The 6,111-nt window shown below is 36.9% G+C and carries 12 protein-coding genes, 1 tRNA gene and 3 pseudogenes; 4 read left to right on the top strand and 12 right to left on the bottom strand.

Going from position 1 to position 6,111, the window contains the following annotated elements; translation table 11 throughout:
• A pseudogene (locus HT729_RS10615) lies at positions 1-141 on the top strand (IS5/IS1182 family transposase); the annotation flags it as partial.
• Between the two features lie 135 nt (positions 142-276).
• A pseudogene (locus tag HT729_RS10610) lies at positions 277-384 on the top strand (IS5/IS1182 family transposase); the annotation flags it as partial.
• 14 nt (positions 385-398) lie between these two features.
• Here the strand turns inward: HT729_RS10610 and HT729_RS12630 are convergent.
• From HT729_RS12630 to HT729_RS10550, 12 genes and pseudogenes are all read right to left on the bottom strand, one after another.
• A pseudogene (locus HT729_RS12630) lies at positions 399-733 on the bottom strand (site-specific integrase); the annotation flags it as partial.
• 1 nt (position 734) lies between these two features.
• Positions 735-1,109: a HepT-like ribonuclease domain-containing protein gene (locus HT729_RS10600; protein WP_001257560.1), complete on the bottom strand. Its 375-nt coding sequence runs from the start codon at positions 1,107-1,109 to the stop codon at positions 735-737.
• Positions 1,090-1,404, bottom strand: a complete 315-nt coding sequence (locus HT729_RS10595; RefSeq protein WP_000263130.1) for a nucleotidyltransferase domain-containing protein — start codon at positions 1,402-1,404, stop codon at positions 1,090-1,092. Before HT729_RS10595 ends, HT729_RS10600 begins: the two co-directional genes overlap by 20 nt.
• A 45-nt stretch (positions 1,405-1,449) precedes the next feature.
• The gene (locus HT729_RS10590) at positions 1,450-1,611 is read right to left on the bottom strand and encodes a type II toxin-antitoxin system RelB/DinJ family antitoxin (RefSeq protein WP_000077979.1); all 162 of its coding nucleotides are present in this window, start codon (positions 1,609-1,611) and stop codon (positions 1,450-1,452) included.
• A gap of 88 nt (positions 1,612-1,699) precedes the next feature.
• A complete protein-coding gene (locus HT729_RS10585; protein WP_000921490.1) occupies positions 1,700-2,077 on the bottom strand; it encodes a type II toxin-antitoxin system HicB family antitoxin in 378 nt (125 codons plus the stop codon).
• A gap of 57 nt (positions 2,078-2,134) precedes the next feature.
• The gene (locus HT729_RS10580; RefSeq protein WP_001131503.1) at positions 2,135-2,323 is read right to left on the bottom strand and encodes a type II toxin-antitoxin system HicA family toxin; all 189 of its coding nucleotides are present in this window, start codon (positions 2,321-2,323) and stop codon (positions 2,135-2,137) included.
• Positions 2,324-2,595: 272 nt separating this feature from the next.
• Positions 2,596-2,667, bottom strand: a tRNA-Arg gene (locus tag HT729_RS10575).
• A gap of 40 nt (positions 2,668-2,707) precedes the next feature.
• The gene (gene rplS, locus HT729_RS10570) at positions 2,708-3,055 is read right to left on the bottom strand and encodes a 50S ribosomal protein L19 (protein ID WP_001068669.1); all 348 of its coding nucleotides are present in this window, start codon (positions 3,053-3,055) and stop codon (positions 2,708-2,710) included.
• A gap of 118 nt (positions 3,056-3,173) precedes the next feature.
• Positions 3,174-3,503, bottom strand: coding sequence for a fluoride efflux transporter CrcB (gene crcB / locus HT729_RS10565; protein ID WP_023933607.1), 330 nt, complete (start codon positions 3,501-3,503; stop codon positions 3,174-3,176).
• The gene (gene crcB, locus HT729_RS10560) at positions 3,497-3,871 is read right to left on the bottom strand and encodes a fluoride efflux transporter CrcB (protein WP_172926227.1); all 375 of its coding nucleotides are present in this window, start codon (positions 3,869-3,871) and stop codon (positions 3,497-3,499) included. Before crcB (HT729_RS10560) ends, crcB (HT729_RS10565) begins: the two co-directional genes overlap by 7 nt.
• Positions 3,868-4,134: a chorismate mutase gene (locus HT729_RS10555; protein WP_000362492.1), complete on the bottom strand. Its 267-nt coding sequence runs from the start codon at positions 4,132-4,134 to the stop codon at positions 3,868-3,870. The genes crcB (HT729_RS10560) and HT729_RS10555 overlap by 4 nt, the downstream gene beginning before the upstream one ends.
• Positions 4,135-4,249: 115 nt before the next feature.
• On the bottom strand, positions 4,250-4,693 hold the full coding sequence (locus HT729_RS10550; protein WP_000241950.1) for a flavodoxin: 444 nt from the start codon (positions 4,691-4,693) through the stop codon (positions 4,250-4,252).
• A 103-nt stretch (positions 4,694-4,796) separates the two neighbouring features.
• Between HT729_RS10550 and HT729_RS10545 the strand changes: the two genes are divergently transcribed.
• A complete protein-coding gene (locus HT729_RS10545; RefSeq protein WP_138703273.1) occupies positions 4,797-5,732 on the top strand; it encodes a bifunctional oligoribonuclease/PAP phosphatase NrnA in 936 nt (311 codons plus the stop codon).
• A 95-nt stretch (positions 5,733-5,827) separates the two neighbouring features.
• The gene (locus HT729_RS10540; RefSeq protein ID WP_000710764.1) at positions 5,828-6,070 is read left to right on the top strand and encodes a type B 50S ribosomal protein L31; all 243 of its coding nucleotides are present in this window, start codon (positions 5,828-5,830) and stop codon (positions 6,068-6,070) included.
• Positions 6,071-6,111 lie beyond the last annotated feature (41 nt).

Genomic DNA, 6,111 nt, shown 5'->3' with positions numbered 1-6,111 from the left:
CAAGCTGGTAAAATCTTGGCTGACAGTGGTTATCAAGGGCTCATGAAGATATATCCCCAAGAACGAACGCCACGTAAATCCAGCAAACTCAACCCGCTAATAGCTGAAGATAAATCCTGTAACCATGAGCTATCTAAGGAGTGAATCAAGGTTGAGAGTATTTTTGACAAAGTATAGTAGATTGAAACTAGAATAGTACACCTCTACTTCTAAAACATTGTTAGAAATCGATTTGACTGTCTTGATTGATTTGTCCTGTTCTTATTTCATTTCACTATGAAAACGTTTAAAATATTTTCAACAACCTATCGAGATCATCGTAAACGCTTCGGATTACGAATGAATTTGATTGTTGGTATTATCAATCATGAACTAGGATTCTAGTTTTGCAGGAAGTCTAATAAATATAAACCGTAAATATGCCTGCCTGCTTTTGCTATCATGGTTTGGCTACCTATCCCAAGTTCGGATAAAAATACTTTCAAGTATTTATTCAATCCATAATTTGTAGAAAGTTTATACCTTCTATCACAAGAGACCAAATCATATTTCTTTAATTCTTCACGATTATAAAGAACCTTATCTTGTTCCTCTTTCAATGCATCCAATACAGATATTAAATCTTCATCAATAATAATTTCTCTTATGGAAGTATTCGTTTTTTGAGGAATAAAATTTGTCGATTTCTAGCAAATCTTCCATACGTTTTTAGAGTTTCTCTTTCATTTTCTATTTTATAATTCACCTTCTAATTCTCTTATAATCGAGTGTAAAGATTCTTTCGTTTTGGGAACAGATTCCTTCAATATACCCTCTATAATTTTAAAATTTAAGTTAGAATAATTATGATAAATAAAATTTCTAAAACCTTTTATCTGAGTCCAGTTTATCCTATCTGAATACTTCTGTTTTACTTCCTCTGATAATTTGCCTAACGATAACTGTTCTCCTACCTGTCCTAAATTCATAGCGATAGAATCAACTACCATATCATCATCTAAAGGTAAATTATATCTTCTTGCTTTATACAAAACAGCATCGGCCTTATCAAGATATAAAACCATATCCTTCAAATATGCTATATCAGTTTCAAGAGATTGACTTCTCATAAATAACCTCTCTATCATTCAAAAAATTTTTCTTGACTAACTTCCCAATGTTTGTTTTTGGAGAAAGTAAATCACTAACCAATAGAATATCTATATTACCATCAAAAATAGTCAAAAGTCTACCATATACATCAAAATATATAGAATCATCCTCTAACTCCAAAGCAATATCAACATCACTTTTCCCATCAGCTTCGCCCCTAGCATAAGAGCCAAATAGATAAATTTTAGATAAATCATATTGTTTAGCAACAGGAACAATTTTTTCCTTTATCTGATCTATTGTATAAACCATAACCGAACCCCTTTAGATTATATCTATCCACACTTTTATTTCACCTTACTCAGAATCAAGTTTAACTTCAAAAGGAATACTTCTTGTCAACACACTTTGCTTCAAAAATAACTTCACAGCAGTTGACATATCCAACCCCAACTCATTAAAAATCGCAGTCGCTTCTTTTTTCAATTCATCATCTACTCTTACAGCAATTTGTGACATAGCATTTCTCCTTTTCTTCTTGTATATCTATTGTATCACTTTTACCAATACATATCAAACTTATTCCCTAATAAATACAGTCTTTAATTTAAACTTGCAACTTCTTCTCTAATGCTTGTGCCAAAACTTCTGAATAGTTAATCTTTTCTCGATCAGCAAGACGAACTAGCCATTCAGGAACGGTCACGTTCTTTCTAATCGCCTTGTTACTTCTCACAAAAGGCGCAGGATCAACTTGAATCATTGATACAAAACCATCTGAAACTTCAATCTTTAAAATATCACTTGGAGTAGGCAACGCCATCCCTTCATCGATATAAGAAGCTAAAACATTTTCAAGCATTTCTCGAGCATTTTTCATCGCTTCTTCGATATTTTTTCCTTCTGTACCACCACCAAATTCTGGAAATTCTACCCAATATCCTGTTCCTTCTTTATGAAAAATAGCTGGATACGTTTTTAACATTCTACTACCCCCAACATTCTACTACCTCTGATGTAAAAAGACTTAGGAAAGTAAAAATTACAATCCTAAATCTTTGAGAATCTTTCTCTCCAATCCCTTTCCCAAATCTTCATTTCCATGAACTGGAATCGTGACAAGATAAGAAAAACCCTCTTTCTTAAAATGATGATGACTTCCTCTTTGACGAACTTCAACCCATCCATTCTCAAGAGCTAGTTTCACCATTTCTTTACCTGTAAGTGGCATATATATTCGTTACCTCCTTACACTTACTATTATACGCATTATGTGTATAATAGTCAAATTAAAACAAACCACTTTTTCTCAATAACTACAAAATAAAATAGACCAGCTTCCTGATCTACTTTATTCTATATTCATTGACTTTTGGTCAAATTTTGGTCACACTTTGGTCAAAGATTCCAAAAATACTAACCTATTTTAAAAAACTAAATTGTGATGATTGCCTACAAATAAACACTTTGAATATTCTTTATGTTTCTTTACGCTTCTTATTATGCCCCCTGCAGGAATCGAACCTGCAACTACTCCTTAGGAGGGAGTTGTTATATCCATTGAACTAAGGGAGCTAGATAAAAACTCTGCTGAAAAAGCAGAGTTTTAGTCGAATTAACGACGGATTTCTTTGATACGAGCTGCCTTACCTTGAAGAGCACGCAAGTAGTACAATTTCGCACGACGTACTTTACCGTAACGAACAACTTCGATTTTTTCAACACGTGGAGTGTGGATGGGGAAGATACGCTCAACACCTACACCGTTAGAGATTTTACGAACTGTGTAGTTTTCTGAGATACCAGCACCTTTACGTGCGATAACAACACCTTCAAAAATCTGGATACGTTCACGGTTACCTTCGACAACTTTCGCATGTACACGAACAGTGTCACCAGGACGGAATGATGGGATATCTGTACGAAGTTGACCTTCAGTCAAGCTTTGGATTAATGGATTCATTTTATTCTCCTATCTTTGTCAATCTTGAGGAATCTTCCTCAGCGGATAAACTGTATTTTTGTGCGTCCATTACACACAAGATACAGTTTACCAAATTTCCACCAAAAAGTAAAGAAATTTATAGCAGAATTCCTAAAAAAATCGCAAGCAAACCACCGAGGTAGGTCAAAGCTAAATAAGAATAAAATCCCTTCCTATCACTTAACAATCTTTGGAGTTCGTCATTCAAGGTCGAAAAAGTTGTCAAACCTCCACAAAATCCTGTTGCTAAAATAGCATAGACTTCCTTAGACTCCACATGATTGTAGAATAATCCAATTAAAAAACAACCTAGAAGATTGACTATGAGCGTTCCGAGGGGCAATTTAGAAGTTTGATTATAGCGGGAAAAGAAATAGCGCACTAAAGCTCCGAAACCACAAGCAATTGCAAGATAGACGATTACCATTTCTTCCTCCCTAAATAGTAAGCTAAAAGCAGTCCTCCACCGATGCTCAAAAACAAATACATGATCAAACTAAGATAACGCCCTGTATCAAGCAGCTTCACAGTATCAAGCATTAGGCTGGAAAAAGTTGTTAAACCTCCACAAAAGCCCGTCCCTAGTGCTAAAATCAAGCCCTTACTAGTCCCCTTATAGACCAGATATCCCTTGACAAGATAAATCAAGCAGAAAATTCCCAGATAGTTGACAAAGAGAGTGCCCCAAGGAAAGTCTGGACTGGCTGATAACCAAGTAGAAACAAGGTAGCGCACAAGTCCGCCCAACATAGCAGCTATAAAAATGCCTAGCGGATAAAATTGTTCTTTTTTCATTTGATATTCTGATTCTGATAATCACGCGAACGTTTGAGTATGTCCGAAAAAGTCGCGACAATAGTTTCCTGATAGCGCTTATCTCCTACACGACTTCTAACCTTTTCAAAAATAACCGCTTCTCTCTTAGTATCTAAAATCGGTTTACCTGAAGCTTTCTTATAGGCAACTACACCCTCAACCAAATGCATTCGTTCTTCTAAGAGCTTGACGATTTGGTCGTCGATTTGATCAATTTCTTGACGAATACTATCTAAATCCATACAGTCTCCTCCTTTATTTGAATTATTGTATCAAAAAGCCACCAAATAGGCTAGTAAAATCCTAACTCACGATAAGAAAAATGCACTGATTGATTACATCAGCGCACTTTTATACTTATCCTACTTTAGCAGCCAATTCTTCTGCGAATTGTTCCAAGCGCTCAATGTCTTCTTCCTCAGCAGAGAGATCAACTTTAACACATTCTGAACCTTTTTCTGCTCCTGTCGAAACAAAAACACGATCAAAGTCATCAACAGCCTTACAGAATTCATCGTAGAAGGTATCTCCTGAACCAACCACTCCGTAGATTTTGCCATTCAAGTTGAGATCTGCTAGGTCTTCGTAGAAGTCCATCATCTCATCTGGCAATTCACCATCACCATAAGTATAGGTCGCAACGATAGCGATGTCAGCTTCCAAGAAGTCTGAAGCGTCAACAGTTGTACATTCATCAACATCAACATCCAAGCCCAAGTCACGTAATTTGTCTGCTACAATATCTGCAATTTCTTCGGTATTACCGGTCATACTGGCAAATACAATTTTTGCTAATACCATATCGTCCTCCTCAATTTATCTTTCTCCATTATATCACATCTTTTTCATTTTAAAAATAAAAATTCTTGTGCTACAATGAAATGAGAAAGAATTGAGGTTATTTATGGAAATTTGCCATCAAATTTTAGAAAAAATCAAAGAATACGACACGATTATCATTCATCGTCATATGAAACCAGACCCTGATGCCTTGGGAAGTCAAGTGGGCTTGAAAGCCTTGCTGGAATATCATTTCCCTGAAAAAAACATCAAAGCCGTAGGTTATGATGAACCGACTCTTACTTGGATGGCTGAGATGGATCTTGTTGAAGATAGTGCCTACCAGAGCGCACTTGTCATCGTCTGTGATACGGCGAATACTGCTCGTATCGATGATAAGCGCTATAGTCAAGGTGATTTTCTCATTAAGATTGACCACCATCCAAATGATGATGTATACGGTAACCTATCTTGGGTAGATACTAGTTCAAGTAGCGCTAGCGAGATGATTACCCTATTTGCCCAAACAACCCAACTAGCCTTGTCAGATTGCGCTGCTGAGTTGCTCTTTGCAGGAATCGTTGGCGATACAGGTCGTTTCCTCTACCCTTCTACCACTGCACGGACTCTTCGTCTGGCTGCCTATCTAAGAGAACAGAACTTTGACTTTGCGGCTCTCACTCGCAAAATGGACACTATGAGTTACAAAATTGCTAAACTTCAAGGCTACATCTACGACCATCTGGAAGTGGATGAAAATGGTGCAGCGCGAGTTATCCTGAGTCAAGAAGTCTTGAAACAATTTAATGTTACCGATGCTGAAACTGCAGCCATTGTCGGTGCACCTGGACGCATTGATAGTGTTAGTCTCTGGGGAATTTTTGTGGAGCAGGCTGTTGGCCACTACCGCGTTCGCTTACGCAGTAAAATTCATCCTATCAATGAAATTGCCAAAGAACATGATGGTGGAGGCCATCCTCTAGCAAGCGGTGCTAATTCCTATAGCCTAGAAGAAAACGAAATCATCTACCAAAAGTTAAAAAACTTGCTTAAAAACTGATAAAATACTTGCCAAACTTTTCAGAATCTGATAGACTAGTATGGTAACAATCTATGGCTCGCAAAGAGACCATGGCAGAAAGGAAATATTGCAAAATGAAAAAAGATATCCATCCAGAATATCGCCCAGTTGTCTTCATGGACACAACTACTGGTTACCAATTCCTTAGCGGTTCAACAAAACGCTCTAACGAAACAGTTGAGTTCGAAGGCGAAACTTACCCATTGATCCGTGTGGAAATTTCATCAGACTCACACCCATTCTACACTGGACGTCAAAAGTTCACTCAAGCAGATGGACGCGTGGATCGTTTCAACAAAAAATACGGTCTCAAATAATGATAAAAAGACAGCTTCGGCTGTTCTTTTTTGTTTCTTGA

Source organism: Streptococcus sp. 79, assembly GCF_013277425.1.
GTDB classification, from domain to species: Bacteria; Bacillota; Bacilli; order Lactobacillales; family Streptococcaceae; genus Streptococcus; species Streptococcus pseudopneumoniae.
Note: the sequence above shows the minus strand (reverse complement) of the source record. Positions and strands in the feature narration are given on the sequence as shown.

Bases quoted from the DNA above. Each gene is read 5' to 3' on its own strand.
- HT729_RS10600 (WP_001257560.1), bottom strand. From the start codon at position 1,109: ATGAGAAGTCAATCTCTTGAAACTGATATAGCATATTTGAAGGATATG.
- HT729_RS10595 (WP_000263130.1), bottom strand. From the start codon at position 1,404: ATGGTTTATACAATAGATCAGATAAAGGAAAAAATTGTTCCTGTTGCT.
- HT729_RS10590 (WP_000077979.1), bottom strand. From the start codon at position 1,611: ATGTCACAAATTGCTGTAAGAGTAGATGATGAATTGAAAAAAGAAGCG.
- HT729_RS10585 (WP_000921490.1), bottom strand. From the start codon at position 2,077: ATGTTAAAAACGTATCCAGCTATTTTTCATAAAGAAGGAACAGGATAT.
- HT729_RS10580 (WP_001131503.1), bottom strand. From the start codon at position 2,323: ATGCCACTTACAGGTAAAGAAATGGTGAAACTAGCTCTTGAGAATGGA.
- rplS (WP_001068669.1), bottom strand. From the start codon at position 3,055: ATGAATCCATTAATCCAAAGCTTGACTGAAGGTCAACTTCGTACAGAT.
- crcB (WP_023933607.1), bottom strand. From the start codon at position 3,503: ATGGTAATCGTCTATCTTGCAATTGCTTGTGGTTTCGGAGCTTTAGTG.
- crcB (WP_172926227.1), bottom strand. From the start codon at position 3,871: ATGAAAAAAGAACAATTTTATCCGCTAGGCATTTTTATAGCTGCTATG.
- HT729_RS10555 (WP_000362492.1), bottom strand. From the start codon at position 4,134: ATGGATTTAGATAGTATTCGTCAAGAAATTGATCAAATCGACGACCAA.
- HT729_RS10550 (WP_000241950.1), bottom strand. From the start codon at position 4,693: ATGGTATTAGCAAAAATTGTATTTGCCAGTATGACCGGTAATACCGAA.
- HT729_RS10545 (WP_138703273.1), top strand. From the start codon at position 4,797: ATGGAAATTTGCCATCAAATTTTAGAAAAAATCAAAGAATACGACACG.
- HT729_RS10540 (WP_000710764.1), top strand. From the start codon at position 5,828: ATGAAAAAAGATATCCATCCAGAATATCGCCCAGTTGTCTTCATGGAC.